A 20911-nucleotide genomic window follows, 5' to 3' on the forward strand; every position below is an offset into this window, starting at 1 on the left:
CGACGATCCCCCTCGGCATTCCCCGCCATGTCCCGGGCGCCGGAACAGGGGACACTGGGCGTGACGGGCCTCCCGCGGCCCGCCGAGGAATGCGCTCGCGGCCCGCCGAGTTCTCCCCTCGGCACGGGCGGGTGTCCGGGCCGACGATCACCGGGGACGGCCCCGGTGGCGGAGTGCGGAGAACAGGAAAGTGGGCGGCACCCATGGGTGAGTTGATCCTGGTACGGCACGGAGAGACCGCCTGGTCCCTGTCCGGGCAGCACACCAGCTACACCGACCTGCCGATGACCGAGCGCGGCGAGAGCGAGGCCCGTTCCCTGGCTCCCCTTCTCGGCGACCGCCGGATCGGCCTCACACTCGTCAGCCCGATGGCGCGCGCCCGGCGCACCGCCGAGCTGGCCGGTCTCGACGGACTGCGCGCCACACCGGATCTGCGCGAGTGGAACTACGGCGGCTACGAGGGCGTCACCACGGCCGAGATCCACCGCACGCGCCCCGGCTGGGAGTTGTGGACCGACGGCACCGTCCCCGGGCCCGACGGCCGGCCGGGGGAGAGCCCCGCGGACGTCGGGCACCGCGCCGACCGGGTTCTCGTCCAGGCCCTGGAGGGGCTGCGCTCGGGGGACGATGTCGCGCTCGTCTCGCACGGCCATTTCCTGCGGGTGCTCACCGCGCGCTATCTCGGGCTCGCCCCGGCCGCGGGAGCCCTGTTCCATCTCGCCACCGGGACCGTCTCCCGCCTCGGTACGGAGCACGACCGGCCGGTGATCACCGCATGGAATCTCGCCCTCCCCGAGAGCGTGCTGCGCGCCGCCCGGGAGAAGGAGAACGCGGCCTGACCGGGCCAGACCCAGCGGGCCTCAGAGCTGTCCGAGGTCGGCCGAGAGCCAGTGCTCGGGCCGCATCCGGATGATGACCTGTTCGCCGTGCTCGGACCAGGCGGAGTCGACATACGCCTTGACCTTCTCCGCCGCGACATAACGGGCCGCGATCTCATGGAGCGCCTCGCGGGTGGCGGGCTCCGTCGCGGTCACGGAGCCTTCGACCGAGACATATCGGACCGTGGGTTCGACGCGTTCGACCATCAGGGTGAAGCGGCCTGCCGCGGCGATGAGCCGACCCTTGCGGGAGTCCCGTCCGGTCATGATCCAGATGTCGCCGCCCGGCCGGTACTGGTACCAGATCGGCACCGTGAGCGGAGCCCGCCCCTCCGCCGCCTCCACCGCGAGCGCGGCGATACGCGGCTCGGCCAGGAACTGCTCGCGCTCTTCTCGGGTCAGTGCCACCGAAACTCCTCCGTCCCTCGGACCGGCCCCACCGCTTCCGTCGCGCGGCGGTCGTCCGGCACGGTCAAGCCCTCCCCCGTTTCGCGGGCGGGGTAACGGCAAGGGCGCCGGTCCGGCGGAAAGAAGCTCCACCGGGCCGGCGCCCTCTTGCTCCCTGCCGTCTTCGCGGGGCCTTCTCAGACCCCGTGGGACGGCCCCGTATTACGGGGTGGGAAGGATGTTCTCGGCCTGCGGGCCCTTCTGGCCCTGCGTGACGTCGAAGGTGACCTTCTGGCCCTCCTGGAGCTCACGGAAGCCGGACGTGGCGATGTTCGAGTAGTGCGCGAACACGTCGGGGCCACCGCCGTCCTGCGCGATAAAGCCGAAGCCCTTTTCCGAGTTGAACCACTTCACTGTTCCACTGGCCATGCTGAGTCTCCGTTTCAAGGGACGCGAGATTCCCGCACCGTACGGGAACCGGAGGTGATCGCCTTGGTCCGCAGAGACGCTGAACAGCACAAACGCCCGTGACGGCACGTCACGGGCGAGCGGTACTTCGGAACCACGACAGCTGATCAAGACGCTACATGGCGCGAAGCGATACAGCCACAGAAACGACCAACTCTTGCGTCTGTGCCGCGTAATCGGAGCGCGAACGGCCCACGATCACCCGTTCGCCAGCGGGGCCACCGGGAGCGCGGGCGCTACCAGCGGGGATGGATCGAGGCGCGCAGCCGGCGGTCGTACAGCTCCTGGACCGCCTCCAGGGCCGACGGCGACAACGGCGGGAGGGCCGCCGCCCCGCTGTTGGCGCGCGCCTGCTCGACGGAGCGGGCGCCGGGGATGACGCTGCTGACGCCGGGCTGCTGAATGATCCAGCGCAGCGCGGTGGCGGCCGGGGTGGCGCCCTCGGGTGCCAGTCCGGCGAACTCCGCCGCGGCGGCCAGCCCCGTCCCGTACTCGATGCCGGAGAAGGTCTCGCCCTGGTCGAAGGCCTCGCCGTGCCTGTTGTACGTACGGTGGTCATTGGCGGCGAAGACCGTGTCCGCGGTGTACTTCCCGGTCAGCAGGCCGGAGGCGAGGGGTACGCGCGCGATGATGCCGACCCCCGCCGCGTGGGCGGCGGGCAGTACCTCCTCCAGCGGCTTGAGCCGGAAGGGGTTGAGGATGATCTGGACGCTTGCCACACCGGGGCGCGCGAGGGCGGCCAGCGCCTCGGCACAGGTCTCGACGCTCACGCCGTAGGCGGCGATCCGCCCCTCCGCCACCAGGGTGTCGAGCGCGTCGAAGACCGCGTCGGACGTGTAGACGGGCGTGGGCGGGCAGTGCAGTTGTACGAGATCGAGGGTGTCCACGCCGAGATTGGCCCGTGAGCGGTCGTTCCAGGCACGGAAGTTGTCCAGAACGTAGTTCTCCGGGATCTGGTCGGCCCGTCGGCCCATCTTTGTCGCGACGAACACCCCGGCGTCCGGACGGCCTTTCAGATACCGGCCGATGAGCTGCTCGCTGCGCCCGTCGCCGTACACATCCGCCGTGTCGAAGAAGGTGACGCCCGATTCCACGGCCGCGTCCAGGACGGCGAAGGCGTCCGATTCGGCCACTTCGCCCCAGTCGGCGCCCAGCTGCCAGGTCCCCAGCCCTACAACAGATACGTTCTGTCCAGTTTTGCCCAGTACACGTTGCTCCATGCGGATCATGCTACGACGCCGACGGCGAAGAATTAATTTTGCGGATCGTGCACTTTTGCATACCCTGCAAGATGTGAGAAGTGAGGGTGCGGCGCTCGGGCTCCGCGAGCGCAAGAAGCAGGCCACGCGCGCGGCGCTGGCGGAGGCGGCGGTGCGGCTTGCCGTCGAGCACGGCGCCGAGAATGTCACCGTCGAGGCGATCAGTGAGGCCGCGGGGGTCTCTCCGCGTACGTTCTTCAACTACTTCGAGAGCCACGACGACGCGTTCGTCATGATCGACCGGGGCATCGGCGAGCGGGTACGGCGCGCGGTGCGCGAGGCACCGGCCTCGGTGCCCGCGCTCGACGCGGTCCGCGAGGCGCTCGCCACCGAACTGGCCGATGTGGAGGAGCGGCAGGAGATCTGGGAGCTGCGGGCCACGGTGCTGCAACGCTCCCCGCATCTGCTCGTCCGCGGCATGGGCGCGCATATGGTCGAAGAACTCGAACTGGCCGAAGCCATCGCGGAACGGCTCGGCGCGCCGGCGTTCCGTACGGCCGAGGGTGAGCGGGGATCCCGTCGGCCGGGACCCTGCGCGCATGTCCCGGACACCTCGGCGCTCGGGCTCTATCCGCGGCTGCTCGCCGCCGTCAGCACGACGGCCGTACGGGTCGCCGTCGAGCACTGGTGCGCCCAGGGCCCGGAGGCCACCTTCCCGGAGATCTTCCGGCGCGCCTTCGCCCATCTGGCCGCCGGTCTGCCCGAACCGCCGGCCGACGGCTGACGGCTCACGGCTCACGGCTCACGGCCGGGCCGCCCTTTCACCGCTTCCACCGCTTCCACCCAGGCATCAACCATGGACTTGAAGAAGGACACCTTGAGTGCAATAGAGGCGCCCGAGCAGGCGCCGACCTCCATGACCAACCGCCAGATACTCCAGGCCATGTCGGGGCTGATGGCGGGCATGTTCGTCGCCATCCTGGCCGGCACGGTAGTGGCCAACGCCCTGCCCCGGATCATCGCCGACCTCGGCGGCAGTCAGTCGTCGTACACCTGGGTCGTCACCTCCGAACTGCTCGCCATGACGGCGACCGTGCCCCTCTGGGGCAAGCTGTCGGACCTCTACAACAAGAAGCTGCTGCTGCAGCTGTCCCTCGCCATGTTCGTGGTCGGGTCCCTGCTGGCCGGCTTCTCGCAGGGTGTCGGTCTGCTCATCTTCAGCCGTGTCGTCCAGGGCATCGGCGCCGGCGGTCTGACCGCGCTCGCGCAGATCGTCATGGCCGCGGTCATCCCGCCCCGGCGGCTGGGGAAGTACTCCGGGATCTTCGGCGCCGTCTTCGCCGTCGGTACGGTCGCGGGACCGCTGATCGGCGGCGTGCTGGTGGACACCTCGTGGCTGGGCTGGCGCTGGTGCTTCTTCATCGGTGTGCCGTTCGCGCTGGCCGCGATCCTGATGCTCCAGCGCACGCTGCGGCTGCCCACGGTCCGGCGCGAGGTGAGGATCGACTACCTGGGCGCGTTCCTGATCGTGGCGGGCGTCTCCGCGCTGCTCATCTGGACCTCCCTGGCGGGCAACCAGTTCGACTGGGCGTCCTGGCAGACCTTCGCGCTGACCGCCACGGGTGTGGTGCTGCTGGTGGCCGCGGTCTTCGTGGAGGCCAAGGTCCCCGAGCCCGTCATCCCGCTGGACATCTTCCGCAACCGCACCGTCACCCTGACCACGATCGCGAGCCTGCTGGTCGGTGTGGCCATGTTCGGCGGCACCGTCTTCCTCTCGCAGTACTTCCAGATCGCGCTCGGCAAGTCCCCGACGATCGCGGGGCTGATGAGCCTGCCGATGATCCTCGGTCTGCTGGTGTCCTCCACCGTCGCCGGCCAGATCATCAGCGCCACCGGCAAGTGGAAGGTCTATCTGATCGCGGGCGGCGTGATCATGACGGCCGGTCTGGGCATGCTGGCGACCATCAACGCCGACACCGGCTTCGGTCTGCTCAGCCTCTACATGGCGGTGCTCGGCATCGGCGTCGGGCTGCTGATGCAGAACCTGGTGCTGGTGGCGCAGAACGACGTACCCGCCGCCGAACTGGGCGCGGCCACGTCCGTCCTGTCGTTCTTCCGCAGCATGGGCGGAACGATCGGTACGAGCGTCCTCGGCGCGGTGCTCGCCAACCGGGTGGCGGCCGAGATGACCAAGAGCCTGGGCGAGTCCGGCCAGGGGGCGTCCGGCGGTGCGGGCCACGGCGCCGTACCCGACGTGTCGAAGCTGCCCGACGCCATGCGGGAGATCGTGCAGCACGCCTACGGTGTGGCCACGGCGGAACTCTTCCTGGTCGCCGCGCCGTTCGCCGCGCTGGCGCTCGTCGCGGTGCTCTTCATCAAGGAGAAGCCGCTCAAGACCACGAGCGGGATGGAGCGGCTCGCGGAGGAGAGCAAGCAGGCGGAGGGGATCTCCAAGTCGACTCCCCCCTCCCCGGTGGGCTGAGCCAGCCCCGCCTGTCGCCGCATAACGTCACGGCCCCGGCCGCGCCCCCTCGGGTGCGACCGGGGCCGTACGCGTAGGGGTCAGTGGTCGTCCCAGTGACCGTCGTGCTCGGCGTGGCGGTGTCCGTCGTGCACATAGTCCACATGGCCGTCATGAGGCACTGCCACATGGCCGCACCCCTCGCCGTGCTGGTGCGCATGGCCACTGTGCGGAGTGTGGGCTCCGGCTCCGGGGTCGCATTCATCCACATGATCGCCGTGGACCGCGTGCACATGGCCGTCGTGCGCGTAGTCCACATGCCCTTCGTGCGGGAAGGCCACATGGCCGCAGCCCGCGCCGTGCTGGTGCGTGTGGTTCGGGTGGGGGGCGTGCGCAGTGGTCATGGCTCTCTCCAGATCGTTCGTGGAAGGCCGGCCGCGCGCCCGGTCCCGTGAGCGGTGACGCCGGTCCGACGCCGCCTCCCCGACGAACCGGCGCCGGGCTCGTCACTGTCGGCGCGGCAGGTGAGCGCGAGGCGGTTTTGGTAATGGTGTTCATTTGCATGTAGCTTCGACGGCATCACGATCCGTGCTCCGCACCCAGGAGGTTCGCCATGGCCGTACCCAAACGGAAGATGTCCCGCAGCAACACCCGTCACCGCCGGGCCCAGTGGAAAGGCGTCACGCCGACCCTGGTGCCTGTCACCATCGACGGTACGTCCCATCTCGTACCGCAGCGACTCGTCCCGGCGTACGAGCGCGGCCTGCTGACCCCGGAGGGCTGAGCCGTGCGCGTAGCGTTCGTCGGCAAGGGCGGCAGCGGCAAGACCACACTGTCGGCACTCTTCGCCCGGCAGTTAGCCGCCGAGGGGGCGCCCGTGGTCGCCATCGACGCGGACATCAACCAGCATCTGGCCGAGGCTCTCTCCCCCGGGGAGGGAGAGAGTCACACCGCGCCACCGCTCAGCGCGCGCACCGGCGAGATCAAGGACTGGCTGCGCGGGGACAATCCGCTGATCGCCTCACGCGAGGAGATGATCAAGACCACTCCGCCGGGGCGCGGTTCACGGCTGCTGCGGGTGCTCGGCGAGGACCCGGTGCACACCCACCACGCGCGTCCGGTGGGCGGGGTGCCGCTCATGGTGACCGGGGTGTTCGACGACAGCGATCTCGGGGTGGCCTGTTACCACTCCAAGCTCGGGGCCGTCGAGCTGTATCTGAACCATCTGGTCGACGGGCCCGGCGAGTATGTCGTCGTGGATATGACCGCCGGGGCGGACGCGTTCGCCTCCGGCCTGTTCACCCGGTTCGATCTGACGTTCCTGGTCGCCGAGCCCACACGTAAGGGCGTCTCGGTCTACCGCCAATACCGCGATCACGCACGGGAGTTCGGGGTCGCACTCGCCGTCGTCGGCAACAAGGTCACGGGCGAGGACGATCTCCTCTTCCTCAAGGAGCATGTCGGGGACGATCTGATCGCCTACTGCGAGCAGTCCCCCTGGGTACGGGCGCAGGAGCAGGGCCGTACGGGAGGCGGGCTCGAACCGCACAACGCGCACACCCTGCGCCAGCTGCGCGCCGCGGTCGACGCGCGGCCCAAGGACTGGGACGCGTTCCAGCGCCACGCCGTCGAGTTCCATCTGCGCAACGCGCGCGCGTGGGCCGACCGGGCCACCGGGAGCCAACTCGCACTCCAGGTCGACCCCGGTTTCCGGCACGGCCCAAACGCTCCGGCGCACTGAGTCCGGCCGCGACCTCGCACCGTCTCCTCCCCCACCGGGCCACTGTGACCCCCAACCCGACAGGACACATACTCATGTCACTCGATGTCTCCCCCAGGCTGCTCGCCGACGCCGAGAACGGCCAGATCCGCGAAGAGGACTTCGTGGACACCGTCCGGACCTCGCTGCCGTACGCGTACACCCTCATCGCCGGTCTGGTCGGTGAACTGAACAGCAAAAAGGCCGAGTTCGCCGACAACCGGACACCGCCGCCCTCCGAGCACGAGCGCGGTCAGCTGCTGCGCGCTCTCGCCAGCGACGCCATCCGCTCCAGTCTGGAGCGGCACTTCGGGGTCACCCTGGCATTCATGAACTGCCACCGGGTGGCCGTGTTCCGCCCGGAGGACCAGGGCGGTGCGACCCACACCCGATTCACCTCGCAGCGCTCGCAGATCCTCAACCAGTCGCCCGAGTTCCGGGACTGCTGAGCGCGCTCCGTACGTCCGCTGAGCGGTGAGGAAGCGGGGCGGTGGGGCCGGAGCCCCGCCGCCCCGCTCGCCGCCGTGGCTCAGACGCCGTGCGGGCGCATCGCGGCACCACCGGCGACACCGGAGCCACGGCCGTGCAGCACCAGGGCGCGGGCGAGGAAGCCGAGCGCCGCCGTGCAGACGAGGGTCCGCACGATATTGCTGGTCTCCCAGGTGGTCTTGAACTTCTCGACGACCGAGAAGTCCGTGATCCTGGCCGGGTCACCGGCGGCGGCCAGCTCGTTGTTGAGCGGGATATTGACGCTGAACGTGATCATCAGGGCCACCAGATAGAGCACGGCCGCCGCACCGATCCAGAGCGCGGCGCCCCGCCCGCCCTGGCGGTGCTCCAGGAACGCCGCGACCGCCGCGGCCAGCAGCGCCCCGATGAAGATCATGCCGAAGAGACCGTTGCCGTCGATCAGGGCGTTGAAGTTCTGCATCGCGTCGACATAGGTACGGTCGTCGGTCTTGGCCAGTCCCGGCATCACCGAGATGTCGTACGCGAAGAAGAGACCGGCCATCAGCCCCATGGTGATGGTGGCGATCATCAGCAGCGGCCCCACCGCCTTGCTCCGGCGCACGGGCGCCACCGCGGGGGCGGGCGGATAGGCGGCGTAGGGGTTCGGGGTTCCGGTCGGGTTGAAGCTCATGGGTCTTCCTTGTCTGGTGGTCGAAGCCGTCCGATACGAGGTGATCCGGCGACCGCCACGGTGTCGTCGCCAACGCCGCCGCCGACATGTGACACGGCTTTCTCACGTACTGCGTCAGGGGACCAGTCAAGTACAGCGCGATGAGACGGAACATAGCCATGAAGCTCAGGTCCATGTTCCAGCGTCCAAGCGGGCGGACAGCTCACCGGCCGGCCGTCCGATCAGGGACGAGTGGCGGCCAGCGGCCGGTCGCGCCGTACTCCCACGCCCAGGTTCTGGTGGATCTCCATCGTGGCCGTGGAACGGTTGAGGGTGATGTAGTGCAGTCCCGGTGCGCCTTCGGCCAGCAGCCGTTCGGCCATGGCCGTGGCGTACTCGACACCGATGCGATGTCCGTCCCCCGGCCGGTCGCGGGCCTCTTCGAGCCGTTCGGCCAGCGCGTCGGGGAAGCGGGCGTCGCTGAGTTCGGCGAAGCGGCGGATCTGCCGTACATCGGTGGCCGGCATGATCTCGGGGACGATCGGGGTCGTACAGCCCGCGGCCTCGATCCGGTCGCGGAGCCGCAGATAGTCCTCGACGTCGAAGAACATCTGCGTGATCGCGTAGTCGGCGCCCGCACGGCACTTGGCGACGAAGTGGCGGATGTCGCTGTCCCAGTCGGGCGAGCGCGGATGGCGCTCGGGGAAGGCGGCCACCCCGACGGTGAAATCGCCCAGTTCCCTGATGAGGGTGACGAGTTCACTGGCCTGGGCGAAGCCCTCCGGATGGCGGACCCACTCGCCGCGCGGGTCGCCCGGCGGGTCGCCGCGCAGCGCGAGCACGTCCCGGATACCGGCGTCCGCGTACTGTCCGATGATGTGACGCAGTTCGGCGACCGAGTGGCCGACCGCGGTGAGATGGGCGACCGGGCGCAGGGTGGTCTCGGCGGCGATGCGCTTGGTGACCTCGATCGTCCGGTCGCGCGAGGAACCGCCGGCGCCGTAGGTCACGGAGACGAAGGACGGCGCGAGCGCTTCGATCCGGCGGATCGCGTTCCAGAGCGTGCGTTCCCCCGCCGGCGTCTTGGGCGGGAAGAACTCGAAGGAGTACGAGCGCTGCCCGTCGGCCATCGGGGCACGCGGGCCCGGCCTGGGATGCTGCGGGAGGTCCGCGGTCTCTGCCGCCATAAGGAGGGGTCCTTCCTGGATTCGCTCGGTGCGTGGACGAAAACGGTGCGCACACAGTAGCCGCGATGCGCTCCGCTCCCCCGCCATGACCACGGATTGATCACGTACTGATCACCGTAACGATGTTCGCGCGCAACCGCCCCGCTCCCGTGCGGAGTTCAGGATCCGGCGGGGGCGTCACCGGCACGTCGCAGACACTCCTCCAGAAAGGCCAGCGCCCGCAGATGGTAGGCGCGGGCCGCGCGGCCGATGCTGATGTTGTGCCCGGCGTCGGACAGCCGCTCCACCGCGACGAGCGGCGCCGCGGTGAGCAGCCCCGTCATCGCCGCCAGCGCCTCGTCGTCCAGCTCCCACCAGAGTTCATGCTCCGCGAAGGTCAGTCTGACCGGGCTGGTGATCCGGCCGGCCAGCCGGGGGTACTGGACGGGCCAGGTCGCCGTCTGGGCCGCCTCGCGCGCGGGTACGGCCCTCAGCAGGGCGCGGCTCGCCCGGAACGTACCGGGTGAATACAGGTGCAGCGGGCCCCAGTTGAGCCGGGACGCGCCACCGCCGAGGGTGTCGGGGAAGTGCCGCGCCTCGGGCGCGTACCGCCAGCCGCACCCGTTGATGTCCAGACCGATCAGTCCGCTGCCCGCGTCCTGCGCGGCCATGTGCAGCGCCACCTTGCCGCCGTCGGAGTGGGCCACCACGAAGAAGCCCGAGCCGGTCGGATGGCGCCGGGCGAAGCCGGCGAGCGCCCGGTGCAGGGTTGTCGCCTGCTCGCCGAGGGGCTGTCCGTCCGGCAGCGGGCCGGTGGAGGCGCCGTACCCGGGCCGGTCCAGGGCCAGCACCGTATGACCGAGCCGGGCGCCCAGGGTGAGGAGAGAGTCGGCCGGGTCGGTCAGCCCGTTGAAGTAGTCGGCGCACATGCCCCGGCCGTGGATGGCGACGATCACGGAACGGGGTTCCGCGCCGCTCTCCGGCTCGGCGAGCAGGCCCGACAGCGGTACGCCGTCCGCGTCCAGGGTCACGGCACGGACGCCGAGTACCGGAGAGGGGGCTGGGGCGGGGGCGGGAATGGATACGGGTGCGGTCATGGCAGGCGGTTCTCCTGAGCAGCGGGGGCGGGCCGGTCGGGGCCGTTCAGTTCGGCCGGGCCGCGGGGCGGGTCCTGGCGCGGTCCAGGCGGTCGACCCAGCCGGCCGCGCTGTCGGTGCGCAGCAGCGAGGTGCCCACCAGCAGGCCGGCGTATCCCGCGTCGAGCAGTCTCGCCGCGGCGAGCGGGCCGTCGATGGCGCTGGCGCTGACCGGGCAGCGGGTACCCGAGGCCCGGACCGCGGGCAGCAGGGCGAGGCTGCGGTCGAGGTCTCCCCGGTCGCGCTCCTTGGCCTTGATGTCCTTGTTGTTGACGGCGACGACGCACTCGTCGGCGTGCGGCAGACCGTCGAGTTCGGACTCTTCCGTCACTTCGACGAAGGGGGTGAGGCCGAGGGCCAGAGCGGCGGTGATCAGGGTGCGCATACTGGACCGGGGCAGCAGGGCCGCGGTGAGCAGCACGGCGGAGGCGCCGAGTTCCCGGGCGGCCGACAGCTGGTCCTTGCGGGTGATGAAGTCCTTCTGGAGCAGCGGCAGATCGGTGAGCGCGGCGACATCGCGCAGCAGATCGGTGGTGCCGCCGAACCAGCGTCCCGTCACCACCGAGATACAGGGCGCGCCCGCGGCTTCGTACGACTCCACGATCGCGGCAGGGGTCCGGCCGCCGAGCAGGTCGTAGCCGTGCGCGTCGCGCCGTTTGACCTCCATGACCAGCGGGCGGTCGGCGGCCAGCAGGGCTTCCAGGAACCGGGAGGTCATCGGGACTCCTCAGGGGACGTGTCGGTCCGCCAGGCGCGGGCCAGAGCGGTGACGGCGGGCGCCGAGAAACGTCCGTGGGCATCACGGGCGGCGGTGTCGACATCGACGCCGCGGAAGCCGGGGTGGGCGATGACGGACCCGTAGTCGGGGCGGTTGTACGGGGAGATGCCCCCGGCGAGCAGGAACGGGCGGGTCAGCCGGGGCAGCAGGCCGAGCACGTCCCGCTCGGACAGCTGGTGTCCCGTGCTGCCGATCCGGCCGTCCTCGGTGGCCGTGTCGAGCAGGAACAGGTCGGTGCCGGCCCGTTCGTACGCGCCGATCAGCGGACGTTCCAGACAGCTGCCGCCGCGCAGATGAAGGACCTTGACGAGGACCGCGTCGGGAAGGGCGGCGCGTAGCGCCCGTACCACCGCGGGTGGCTGGTAGGCATGCAGTTGCAGCCAGCGCAGGCCGGCGCGGCGGGCCAGCTCGGTGAGGGTTTCGGGGTCGCCGAGGAAGGTGACGAGGACCGGTTCGAGCCGGCCGGTGGCGCGGGCGGTCGCGGCGAGCTCGATCAGGCGCCGTGCGGGAAGTTCGGCGTGGCCGCCGGGTATGCCGTGCCACAGGCCGACGCAGTCCGCTCCCGCGGCGGCGAGTGTGGTGATGTCGTCGGGGGAGGTGGCCCCGCAGACTTTCAGAACCCGGCGGGTCTCGGGTGCGGCCGAGTGTCCCGCCGGGAGCCCGGAGGCGGGCTCCGGGCTCATGTGCCCAGACCCAGCATCGAGGCGATGCGGTTGTACTGGATTTCCGTGGTGCCGGAGTAGATCGTGCCCGCCACGGCGTTGCGCACGTCCTTCTCCAGACCGTACTCGGTCATATAGCCGTGCCCGCCGAAGAGTTGCACGGCCATCAGACTGGTCGCCACATTGCTCTCGCTCGTCACCAGTTTGGCGATGGCCAGATCCACCGTGACGTTCTCGCCGGCCGCGAGGCGTTCACCGGTGTCGTACAGCCACTTGCCCGCCGTCTCCAGCCGGATCCTCATGTCGACGATCTTGTTGGCGACGGACTGGTACGAGCCGATCGGCCTGCCGAAGGAACGGCGGGTCTTCGCGTAGTCGAGGCAGCGGTCGAGCCGGTGCCGCATCTCCCCCACGTTCACGATGAAGGAGAAAAGGATCTCCCGCTTCATCACATGGTCGAGCACGATGAATCCGCCGCCGACCCGGCCGAGGACCTGGGTCCTCGGGACACGGCACTCGTCGAAGAACAACTCGCTGAGCGGCGAGGTGCGCAGTCCCATCTTCTTGGTCGGTGTGCCGATCGTGAGCCCCGGGGTGTCCCGGTCCACGAGGAACGCGGTGACCCCGAGCGGGCCGCCGTCCGGATGCGTACGCGCGTAGACGACGAACACATCGGCGACGGGGCCGTTGCTGACGAAGATCTTCGAGCCGTTCAGGACGAACCGGTCGCCGTCCCGAACCGCTCTGGTGGTCATCGCCATGGCGTCCGAGCCGCCCTCGGCCTCGGTGATGGCATGGGCGCCGATCACCTCGCCCGAGCAGATTCCGGTCAGATACCGCTCCTTCTGCGCGTCCGTGCCGAATCGCTCCAGTGGCACACCGGTACTGGCCATGGTGGTGGTGGCCGAGAAGCTCAGCCCGGAGTCACGGCAGTGCTCGCCCAGCCCTTCGAGCAGATACATGGTGGTGAGCAGGGACTGGCCGAGGCCGCCCCAGCGCTCTTCGAAGGGCAGTCCGAGGATGCCGGTGTCCCGGATCAGTTTCCACTTGTCCCAGGAGAACGTGGCCTGTTCGTCCTGTTCTATGTGGCCGGCGCTGAGCGCCTCACCCCACCGGGCCAGACCTTCGCGCAGTTCGGTCTGGTCGGCGTTCCAGCGGATCACGGCGAGCCTTTCCCTGACGGTTCGTTGACGGGCGGTTGGAGAGGTACGGCGCGGGGATCAGTACGCCGAGGAGACCTGCTCGTCGAGCTGGTGCACCTCGTCGCCCTGGAGCGCCGGGGAGAAGACACACACCAGACGCAGGTCCTCGTGCGGGCCGGCCACGAGGTAGTGGGCGTCGTGCTCGTTGAGCGAGTAGAGACGGCCGGGCACGATCGGGTGCGAGGTGCCGTCCAGCTCGATCACTTCTCCGGAACCCTCGATGCAGTAGCAGGATTCGATGTGATTGCGGTACTCCAGACGGGACTTGGTGCCCGCGCGCACGGTAGTGTCGGTGATGCTGTAGTCGAGGCCGTCGGCGGCCACGATGAAGCGACGGCTCAGGCCGTTGCCCCACTCGACCGTCTTCACGCTCTCCAGGTCACGGACGAACATGTTCAACTCCCGGTTCTCTCAGGTGTGATGGAACGGTTGGGCGATACGGACCTGACGAAGGCGCGGAAGCCGTCGACGACGTCACTCCCCTGAGCGAGCGACTGCTCGATCCGGGCGACGCCCGCGGAGCCGATGATGACGGCATCGGCTCCGCAGGCGCCCACGGTCTCCACGTCCTGTCTGGTCCTGACCCCGAAGCCGATGGCGATCGGGGATTCCGTGTGCGCCCGGAGCGCGGCGACGGTGGTCGCCAGCGCGGCGTGCCCGGTGGCGGGGGCGGTGCCGCTGCGTCCGTAGTGGGCGACGAGATAGAGATAGGCGGTGGCCCCGGCCGCGGCCTCGGCCATGGTCGACGGCGGGCTCTGCTGGTAGCAGGTGGTGACGACGGGCAGTCCGGCCTCGCGGGCCGCCGTGTGGTGTGCGGTGCGCAGCCGGGGCGGCAGCGCGTGGACGAGGAGTCCGTCCGCGCCCGAACCGGCGATCGTAGCGAGTGTGCGCGCCGGGTCGCCGTGCTCGCGGTCCCGGTGCTTGAGTGAATGGCTCCAGTCGACGAGCAGCGCGATCCGCAGCCGGCGCAGGCGCGGGCGTACGGCGGCGATGAAGGCGAGCACCTGGTCGAGCCCGACGCCCCGGTCGAGGGCGCGGCGGGCGGAGCGGCGGATCACGGGCCCGTCGGTGACCGAGTCGGGGAAGGGCACGGCGAGTTCGAGGCAGTCGACGCCCTCCTCGTCCAGCATGAGAACGAGGTCGGCGAGGACATCGAGCGGTGGGTCCCCGGCGTTGAGGAAGAGAGCCAGGCCCGGTCCTTCGCCGGGACCGGTGCGGGAGAAGAAGTCAGCCATGGGTCACCTCTTCCGTGCGGGAGGGCCGTCGCGGCGCCCCGGCCCGTACGCGCTCGGCGAGTTCGCGGGCGGCTCCGCCGCGTACCGCCTCCAGGGCGGCGGCGACGGCTTTCGCCCAGTCGGTGGTGTGACCGCTCGCGACGGACAGGGCCGCCGCGTTGAGGCAGACCGTACGGGTGGCCACCTCTCCCTCGGTGCCGGCGAGGACGGACAGGAAGTGCCCGGGTGCCGAGGCGGGGTCCGGGGCGGGCTTGAGATCGTCGAACCCTCCGTTGGGCGGGACCAACTCGCCTGCGGAGATGCGGTGTTCGCGGCCGTCGTGGGTGTGGATGGTGTTGTCGGCGAAGCCGAGCAGTTCGTCGGCGCCGCGGTCGTTGGTGGTCAGCCACAGCGTGCGGCCGGGCTGCGTACCGGTCTCGGCGAGCGCGCGGAGTTCGGCCAGCGGCGCGCTGGCCGAGACGCCGGTGACCTGCGCCGTGACGGGCAGGTCGGCGAGGAACGGCCCGAGGGCGTTGAGGAAGCGGCCGAAGGGTTTCATGCTCGTCGGTGCGATGGTCCTGGCCAGCCGGGTCAGCTGCGCCGGGTAGACGAACGGTCCGGCGAAGGCGATGCCGTACCGGTCCAGGGTGTCGGCGGTCTGGTCGTAGGAGGAGGTCAGCCGGACGCCGAGCCGTTCCAGCAGATCGACGGAGCCGAGCGAGCTGGTGTACGCGCGCGAGCCGGTCTTGACGACCCGCACCCCGGTCGCGGCGGCGACGAACGCCGACGCGGTGGAGATGTTGAAGGTCTTCGGTCCGCCTCCGGTGCCCACCACATTGACCGTTCCCGGCCAGCGGTCCGCCGGCCGGGCGGGCCGCCGCTCGGCGAGCGAGTCGAGGAGCGGGCGCAGTGTCTCGTGGGTGGGCAGCGTGGTGGCCAGGGAGGCCAGCAGGGCGAGGGCCTGCGCTCTGTCGAGGCGGCCGTCGCCGAGCTGGTCCCAGAACGACCGCCAGGTCTCGCGCCCGACGGGCGCGCGCCGCTCCAGCAGGCCGGTGAGTGCGTCATGCACCGCTAGCCGCCCGCCACCTCGGGGCGGCGCGCACCGGCGATGAACGCGTCGATGGCCGCCACACTGCGGAAGTTGTCGGGGTCGAGGTCGGTGTCGCCGATCGGCAGCTCGAAGCGGTCCTCGACCCAGGCGATCAGCTTCAGCACACCGAGGCTGTCGATGACACCGTCCGAGAGCAGATCGTGGTCGTCCGCCAGCTGCTGTGCGGTGATGTCCGGCAGGAACTCCTCGATGACGAACTGCTTGATGGTGCCGGCGTGGCTCATGACGTCCTTCCCTGGGCGGTTGTGGCTGACGTGACGGTGGAGACGGTGGACAGCCCGTCGAGGCGGTCGAGCGCCTTGCGGTCGACCTTTCCCGTGGCGGTCTTCGGCAGCGGATCGTCGACGATCCGGAGCTTGGCGGGGACGGCCGCCCTGGGCAGACGTCTCGCGCAGTGCTGACGCAACGTCAGGGAGCTGAGCCCGCTGCCCGGTTCGCTCTGGACTGCGGCGATGAGCCGGCGGCCCTCGATCGGGTCGGGTACGGCGGCCACCCCCGCTTCGCGTACGGCGGGGTGGTCGAGCAGCACCCGTTCGATCTCCGCGGTGTTCACGGCGACACCGCGGACCTTGACCTGGTGGTCGGCGCGGCCGGTGAGATGGAGCCGGCCGCCGGCGTCGCGCCGTACCAGATCGCCGGTGCGGAACCAGCGCCTGTCGTCGAGTCCCAGCGGATGGCCGGTGAACTTGTCGGCGTGCCGGGTCCGGTCGAGATAGCCGGCCGACTGGAAGGGGGTGGAGACATACAGTTCGCCGGAGCCCGGCCCCTCGACGGCCGCGCCGTCCGGGGTGAGGATCAGAGCCTCGACTCCCGGCAGCGGGCGGCCGATCGGTACCGGCGGGAACTCGGTGGCGGTGGTATCGACCTCGTGGACGAAGCTGTCGTTGGTCTCGGTGCAGCCGTAGATGTTGTGGATCCGCGCCCCGGGAAACAGTCCGGGCAGTGCCGCGAAGGTGCGGTCGGGTATGACATCGCCGCTGAACATCACCTGCCCGACTCCGGGGAGCGTCACCCCCTGCCGCTCGGCGGCGTCGAGCAGCAGCCCGTAGAACATCGGCACCGCCTGCACCACCCGTACGTCGTGGCGGACGAGCAGGTCGAGCAGATGCCCGCCCCGGGCGGCCAGAGCGGGGTCGACCAGGACCACCCGGCCGCCGTGCGCGAGGGTCGTCCAGATGTCCAGCAGGCACAGGTCGAAGTTGAGGGGCGCGTAGTTGAGTACGGTGACGCCGGGCCCGATGGAGAAGGCGGGGGCGGCCCAGGCGACGAACCGGTTCACGGCGTCCCGGCCCAGGGGGACGATCTTGGGCAGGCTGGTGGAGCCGGAGGTGGTGAGCATGAACGACACCTCGGCGGCCTCGCGGGGTGCCAGCGGCTGCGCGGTGACCTCGGGGTTCGGCGCCACCGCGGCGTCCGTGCCGTCGGCCGTGATCACCCGGCGGCAGCCCGCCTGCGCGAAGAGATCCGCGAGCAGGGAGTCGGCGAGCGCGGGCGACGGCAGCAGGAAGGGGCGCCGCGCCAGCAGACAGGCCAGCACCAGCGCGATGGCCGCGGGAGATTTGGCGACCAGGACGCCGACGGGTTCGCCGGGGGTGAGCCCGAGCCGGGCCAGCCGGTCGCGCTCATGTCCGGCCCGCTCGTACAACTCGCGGTAGGTGGTCTCCTCGCCGTTCCACACCAGGGCGGTGGCGTCGGGCCGTTCGCGGACCTGGCGGAGGAATCCGCCCACCAGGCCGAGGCTGTCAGTCGTCATGGCCGGCCCCCGCTCCTGCCTCGTGCTCGGCCAGTTCGACCCAGCCGCTCTTGACGGCGGGTCCCGCGGGGGTGCGGCAGCTGAAGCGCACCACCCGGCGGGCCGCGTCCGGCTGGAGGTCGAACCGCAGTGGCTCTCCGGGCGTGACGGGCGCCGAGAAGCGCCCGCCGATCCCCCGTATCCGGGCGGCGTCTCCGTCGGCATACCGGTCGGTGATCTCCTCGACGGCCAGGGCCAGCACGCTCATCCCGTGCGCGATGACCGAGCCGAAGCCGGCGGCGCGGGCCGCGTCGGCGTCGAGATGGATCGGGTTCTCGTCGCCGGAGGCCAGCGCGTAGCGGCGGATCCACTCCACGGTCGGCTCATGGACGACGGTGGCGGGCTCGGCGGCTCCGGCGTGCGCGGGGGCGGCGGCGGCGCCGGAGATCTCCCCGAAGGGTTCGAGGGCGGTCGCGCCCACGAGCAGGGCGCTGGTGACCAGTTCGGCGAACGGCTCGGCGGCGCCCGGGGCCGTGGAGCCCGCGGAGCCGGTGGAGTTCGCGGGGTCCGTGGGGTCCGCGCCGTCGCCGGTCAGCCGGGAGCGCAGCGCGACCCGTGTCCCGCGCGGTTCACGGCGGGCACCGAGCACATCCAGCCGTACGGTGACCTGTTCGCCGGGGCGTACGAGCCGCCGGCAGCGGATGTCCTGGCCGAGGTGGACGACCGACACGGGGCCGGGCTCGTCGGCGGTCAGGGCGGCCACCGTGCGTTCGGCGACGCTATGGGCGAGGACGAACGCGTGCACGGGCGAGGCGAGTTGGTCCCGCGCGGCGGGCAGCGCGGCGCGGACGGCGCCCCGGTAGGCCGCGATCTCTTCGGCGGTGACGGTACGCGTCGCCGCCGGGGCGGGTGCGGTGGTCATATCGGGGCCACCACCAGGCTGGAGTTGTGGCCGCCGAAGCCGAAGGAGTTGGAGAGCGCGGGACCGGACGCGACGGCACGCGGTGCGCCGTGGACCACATCGATTTCCATGCCTGGCTCCAGCTGTTCGTGGTTGGCGGTGGGAGGGACCTCGCACCGGCTCATCGCCTGCACGGTGGCGATCAGTTCGACGGCGCCCGCGGCCCCGATGAGATGGCCGATGACGCTCTTGCTCGCGGTCACCGGCGGGCCGTCCGTGCCGAACACCTTGGCCAGCGCGAGTGCTTCGGCCCGGTCGTTGTGCGGGGTCGAGGTGCCGTGCGCGTTGACATGGACGATGTCGGAGGGGGCCAGACCCGCGTCGGCGATGGCTCCCGTCATGGCGCCGACGGCGGCGCCGCCGTCCGGCAGCGGCATGGCCAGGTGGTACGCGTCGGAGGTGGCGGCGTAGCCGGCGACGGTCGCGTACGTACGGGCGCCGCGCGCCCGCGCGTCATCGAGCCGTTCGAGGACGACGAACCCGGCGCCCTCCCCCATCACGAAGCCGTCGCGGTCGGTGTCGAACGGCCTGGACGCGTGCTCCGGGTCGTCGTTGCGCAGCGAGACGGCGTTGAGGTTGCCGAACCCGGCGAGGGTGACGGGGGTGAGGGTCGATTCGCAGCCGCCGGCCAGGACGACATCGGCCCGATGGGTCCGGAGCAGTGTCAGCGCGTGGCCGATGGCGTCTGCGCCGCTGGCGCAGGTGGTGGCGATGGTCAGGGCGGGGCCCTGCCAGCCGAGCCGCATCGAGATCTGGGCCGCGGCCGCGTTGGACATCGTCATCAGCGGCATCAGCGGGTTGACCCGGTGCGGTCCCGACTCGGTGAAGTGCCGGGACTCCAGGTCGCTGGTGGCCCGGCCGCCGACGGCGTTGCCGACGATGATCGCGGTACGGCCGGGATCCGCGGTCGGCGCGCCCGCGTCCCGGTGCGCGGCGAGTGCGGCCGTCGTCCCGTACAGCGCGAACGGGTCCATCCTGCGGGCGTCCTTGGCGGGCACGAGGCCGACGGAGTCGAGCCCGCGGACCCGGCAGCCGATGCGCACCCGGTGGCGCTCCAGGTCGAGATGGGTCAGCGTGGCGGCGGTGGACTTCCCCGCGCGCAGCGCGGCCCACAGATCGTCCGGTGTGCAGCCGGCCGGGGTGACGACGCCCATGCCGGTGATCGCGACAGGCGCTGGTGGCGGTGCGTGCCTCGGTGAGGTTGGCATCTCGGATCCCGTATCCCGTACGAACGTCGGAGGGCGGAGGTAAGAAGTGAGCTGACTGACCGTCAGGCGGTGATCAGCCCGCACCCGCGGGCGGCCCTGAGGAAGGCCTCCGCGGCGAAGTCGATATCGCTCTTGGTGTGGCGCGCGGTGATGGCGATCCGCAGCCTGGCCAGGTCGTTGGGGACGGCCGGGGTGACCACCGGCAGTCCGATGACCCCCGCCGCGCGGCAGGCGGTGGCGTAGTCGTACGCGGCGTCGTCGGAGCCGGCGATGACGGGGACGACGGCGGTCTCGCTGTCGCCGGTGCGCATCCCGCCGTCGTTCAGCATCCGGCGGAAGCGCGCGGACTCCCGCTGGATATGGCTGACGCGCTCGGGCTCGCGCTCCAGGATCCGCAGCGATTCGAGCGCCGCGCCCGACTGGGCCGGGCCAAGCGCCGCGGAGAAGAGGAACGGCCGTGCCGCGTACTTGAGATGGCCGATCAGCTCGCTCGGTCCCGCCACCCAGCCGCCCATCGAGGGGATGGCCTTCGAGAGCGTGCCCAGCTTGACGTCGACCTTCGCGGTGTAGTCGAAGTGCTCCTCGATGCCCTTGCCGGTGGCGCCGATGACGCCCAGCGCGTGGGCCTCGTCCACCATCAGCAGGGCGTTGTGGGCGTCGCACACCCGGCGCAGCTCCGGCAGCGGCGCGATGTCGCCGTCCATGGAGTAGACGCTGTCGACGATGACGAGACGGATCCCGTCCGGGCTCGCGGCGGCGAGCCTGCGGTCGAGGTGGTCGACATCGTTGTGCCGGAAGCGGGTGACGGTGGCGCCGCTCAGCCGGCAGCCGTCCACGATGCTGGCGTGGTCGTACTTGTCGATCAGTACGGTGTCACCGGCGCCGACCAGCGCGCCGACCGTGCCGACGTTGGCCGCGTACCCGGAGCCGAACACCAGCGCCTCCTGTCGGCCGGCGAACCGGGCGACCTCCGCCTCCAGTTCCTCGTGCAGCGGGATCGAACCCGCCAGCGCCCGCACCCCGTGGTTGCCGGTGCCGTACAGATCGACGGCGGACTTGGCGGCGGCGACCACACGCTCGTCGCCGGCCAGGCCGAGATAGCTGTAGCCCGACATCATCAGCAGGCGCTCGCCGTCGAGGTCGGCGTAGGCGGAGTCGCGCTCGACCGTGTACGTCACAAAGCTGTTGCGGCGCGCGGGCTCCCACTCCAGGGCCCGCACGCGGCGGTGTGTCGCGGCCAGTTTCGGCGCGAGACGTTCCCAGCCCCCGGAAGTGTTCACGTACGTCTCCTCACCACGTTTCGGACAATTACCGGAGTCCGCTCAACCTGGACTCAGAGTGCCGACGCAATTCAACGACAGCCGCGCAAGGCGCGCGCAACACGACGCTGAAATGGGAAAAGAGGTGAACGCAAGAACAACGCGTCAGCTTTACGCAAGCGGAATGAGGGTCTCCAGAGAAATCCCGGT

24 protein-coding genes are annotated in these 20911 nt (G+C 70.7%); 6 read left to right on the forward strand and 18 right to left on the reverse strand.

Annotated features, from left to right (window positions below):
• Positions 1–203 precede the first annotated feature (203 nt).
• Positions 204–839 carry a histidine phosphatase family protein gene (locus tag ACFRMN_RS21435; RefSeq protein ID WP_383021859.1) on the forward strand — a complete coding sequence of 212 codons (636 nt, stop codon included), beginning with the start codon at positions 204–206 and terminating at the stop codon, positions 837–839.
• A gap of 21 nt (positions 840–860) precedes the next feature.
• On the opposite strand, the gene ACFRMN_RS21440 is transcribed toward ACFRMN_RS21435, so the two are convergent.
• The 3 genes from ACFRMN_RS21440 to ACFRMN_RS21450 all read right to left on the reverse strand — a co-directional run bounded on the left by ACFRMN_RS21440 (position 861) and on the right by ACFRMN_RS21450 (position 2962).
• Complete coding sequence (locus tag ACFRMN_RS21440; protein ID WP_383021861.1) at positions 861–1286, reverse strand: pyridoxamine 5'-phosphate oxidase family protein; 426 nt, start codon at positions 1284–1286, stop codon at positions 861–863.
• Between the two features lie 201 nt (positions 1287–1487).
• On the reverse strand, positions 1488–1694 hold the full coding sequence (locus tag ACFRMN_RS21445) for a cold-shock protein (RefSeq protein WP_383021864.1): 207 nt from the start codon (positions 1692–1694) through the stop codon (positions 1488–1490).
• Between the two features lie 275 nt (positions 1695–1969).
• Positions 1970–2962, reverse strand: coding sequence for an aldo/keto reductase (locus tag ACFRMN_RS21450; RefSeq protein WP_383021866.1), 993 nt, complete (start codon positions 2960–2962; stop codon positions 1970–1972).
• Between the two features lie 55 nt (positions 2963–3017).
• Between ACFRMN_RS21450 and ACFRMN_RS21455 the strand changes: the two genes are divergently transcribed.
• Both ACFRMN_RS21455 and ACFRMN_RS21460 read left to right on the forward strand, forming a co-directional pair.
• Entirely contained in the window at positions 3018–3716 is a 699-nt protein-coding gene (locus ACFRMN_RS21455) for a TetR/AcrR family transcriptional regulator (protein ID WP_383022109.1), read from the forward strand.
• Between the two features lie 132 nt (positions 3717–3848).
• A complete protein-coding gene (locus ACFRMN_RS21460; RefSeq protein ID WP_383022111.1) occupies positions 3849–5414 on the forward strand; it encodes an MDR family MFS transporter in 1566 nt (521 codons plus the stop codon).
• A gap of 80 nt (positions 5415–5494) precedes the next feature.
• Here ACFRMN_RS21460 and ACFRMN_RS21465 read toward each other — a convergent pair whose 3' ends face one another.
• The gene (locus tag ACFRMN_RS21465) at positions 5495–5797 is read right to left on the reverse strand and encodes a hypothetical protein (protein ID WP_383021869.1); all 303 of its coding nucleotides are present in this window, start codon (positions 5795–5797) and stop codon (positions 5495–5497) included.
• A gap of 209 nt (positions 5798–6006) precedes the next feature.
• Here ACFRMN_RS21465 and rpmF point away from each other — a divergent pair, with 209 nt between their 5' ends.
• The 3 genes from rpmF (at position 6007) to ACFRMN_RS21480 (ending at position 7601) form a co-directional block, all read left to right on the forward strand.
• Complete coding sequence (rpmF, locus tag ACFRMN_RS21470) at positions 6007–6177, forward strand: 50S ribosomal protein L32 (protein ID WP_383021872.1); 171 nt, start codon at positions 6007–6009, stop codon at positions 6175–6177.
• A gap of 3 nt (positions 6178–6180) precedes the next feature.
• On the forward strand, positions 6181–7134 hold the full coding sequence (locus ACFRMN_RS21475; protein WP_383021875.1) for an ATP-binding protein: 954 nt from the start codon (positions 6181–6183) through the stop codon (positions 7132–7134).
• Positions 7135–7208: 74 nt separating this feature from the next.
• A complete protein-coding gene (locus tag ACFRMN_RS21480) occupies positions 7209–7601 on the forward strand; it encodes an SCO5389 family protein (protein ID WP_383021878.1) in 393 nt (130 codons plus the stop codon).
• A gap of 80 nt (positions 7602–7681) precedes the next feature.
• On the opposite strand, the gene ACFRMN_RS21485 is transcribed toward ACFRMN_RS21480, so the two are convergent.
• The 14 genes from ACFRMN_RS21485 to ACFRMN_RS21550 all read right to left on the reverse strand — a co-directional run bounded on the left by ACFRMN_RS21485 (position 7682) and on the right by ACFRMN_RS21550 (position 20722).
• Positions 7682–8293: a DUF1772 domain-containing protein gene (locus ACFRMN_RS21485; RefSeq protein ID WP_383021880.1), complete on the reverse strand. Its 612-nt coding sequence runs from the start codon at positions 8291–8293 to the stop codon at positions 7682–7684.
• Between the two features lie 221 nt (positions 8294–8514).
• Positions 8515–9459: a methylenetetrahydrofolate reductase [NAD(P)H] gene (gene metF / locus ACFRMN_RS21490; RefSeq protein WP_383021883.1), complete on the reverse strand. Its 945-nt coding sequence runs from the start codon at positions 9457–9459 to the stop codon at positions 8515–8517.
• A gap of 158 nt (positions 9460–9617) precedes the next feature.
• Entirely contained in the window at positions 9618–10535 is a 918-nt protein-coding gene (locus ACFRMN_RS21495; protein WP_383021885.1) for an alpha/beta hydrolase, read from the reverse strand.
• 46 nt (positions 10536–10581) lie between these two features.
• Positions 10582–11292, reverse strand: a complete 711-nt coding sequence (locus ACFRMN_RS21500; protein WP_383021888.1) for an indole-3-glycerol-phosphate synthase — start codon at positions 11290–11292, stop codon at positions 10582–10584.
• Positions 11289–12035 carry an N-(5'-phosphoribosyl)anthranilate isomerase gene (locus ACFRMN_RS21505; protein WP_383021890.1) on the reverse strand — a complete coding sequence of 249 codons (747 nt, stop codon included), beginning with the start codon at positions 12033–12035 and terminating at the stop codon, positions 11289–11291. The genes ACFRMN_RS21500 and ACFRMN_RS21505 overlap by 4 nt, the downstream gene beginning before the upstream one ends.
• Complete coding sequence (locus ACFRMN_RS21510; protein WP_383021893.1) at positions 12032–13177, reverse strand: acyl-CoA dehydrogenase family protein; 1146 nt, start codon at positions 13175–13177, stop codon at positions 12032–12034. The genes ACFRMN_RS21505 and ACFRMN_RS21510 overlap by 4 nt, the downstream gene beginning before the upstream one ends.
• A 57-nt stretch (positions 13178–13234) precedes the next feature.
• Positions 13235–13609: an ectoine synthase gene (locus tag ACFRMN_RS21515; RefSeq protein ID WP_383021896.1), complete on the reverse strand. Its 375-nt coding sequence runs from the start codon at positions 13607–13609 to the stop codon at positions 13235–13237.
• A gap of 2 nt (positions 13610–13611) precedes the next feature.
• The gene (gene trpA, locus ACFRMN_RS21520) at positions 13612–14451 is read right to left on the reverse strand and encodes a tryptophan synthase subunit alpha (protein WP_383021899.1); all 840 of its coding nucleotides are present in this window, start codon (positions 14449–14451) and stop codon (positions 13612–13614) included.
• Entirely contained in the window at positions 14444–15499 is a 1056-nt protein-coding gene (locus ACFRMN_RS21525; protein ID WP_383021902.1) for an anthranilate phosphoribosyltransferase, read from the reverse strand. The genes trpA and ACFRMN_RS21525 overlap by 8 nt, the downstream gene beginning before the upstream one ends.
• A gap of 2 nt (positions 15500–15501) precedes the next feature.
• Entirely contained in the window at positions 15502–15765 is a 264-nt protein-coding gene (locus ACFRMN_RS21530) for an acyl carrier protein (protein WP_383021905.1), read from the reverse strand.
• Entirely contained in the window at positions 15762–17294 is a 1533-nt protein-coding gene (locus ACFRMN_RS21535; protein WP_383021907.1) for an AMP-binding protein, read from the reverse strand. Before ACFRMN_RS21535 ends, ACFRMN_RS21530 begins: the two co-directional genes overlap by 4 nt.
• Positions 17284–18195: a MaoC/PaaZ C-terminal domain-containing protein gene (locus ACFRMN_RS21540; protein WP_383021909.1), complete on the reverse strand. Its 912-nt coding sequence runs from the start codon at positions 18193–18195 to the stop codon at positions 17284–17286. Before ACFRMN_RS21540 ends, ACFRMN_RS21535 begins: the two co-directional genes overlap by 11 nt.
• Positions 18192–19442 (reverse strand): beta-ketoacyl-[acyl-carrier-protein] synthase family protein, encoded by a 1251-nt coding sequence (locus ACFRMN_RS21545; protein WP_383021912.1) that lies wholly within the window; start codon positions 19440–19442, stop codon positions 18192–18194. The genes ACFRMN_RS21540 and ACFRMN_RS21545 overlap by 4 nt, the downstream gene beginning before the upstream one ends.
• Positions 19443–19504: 62 nt before the next feature.
• Positions 19505–20722 (reverse strand): aminotransferase class I/II-fold pyridoxal phosphate-dependent enzyme, encoded by a 1218-nt coding sequence (locus tag ACFRMN_RS21550; protein ID WP_383021914.1) that lies wholly within the window; start codon positions 20720–20722, stop codon positions 19505–19507.
• Positions 20723–20911 lie beyond the last annotated feature (189 nt).

This window comes from Streptomyces sp. NPDC056835 (genome assembly GCF_042789485.1).
Classification (GTDB): Bacteria; Actinomycetota; Actinomycetes; order Streptomycetales; family Streptomycetaceae; genus Streptomyces.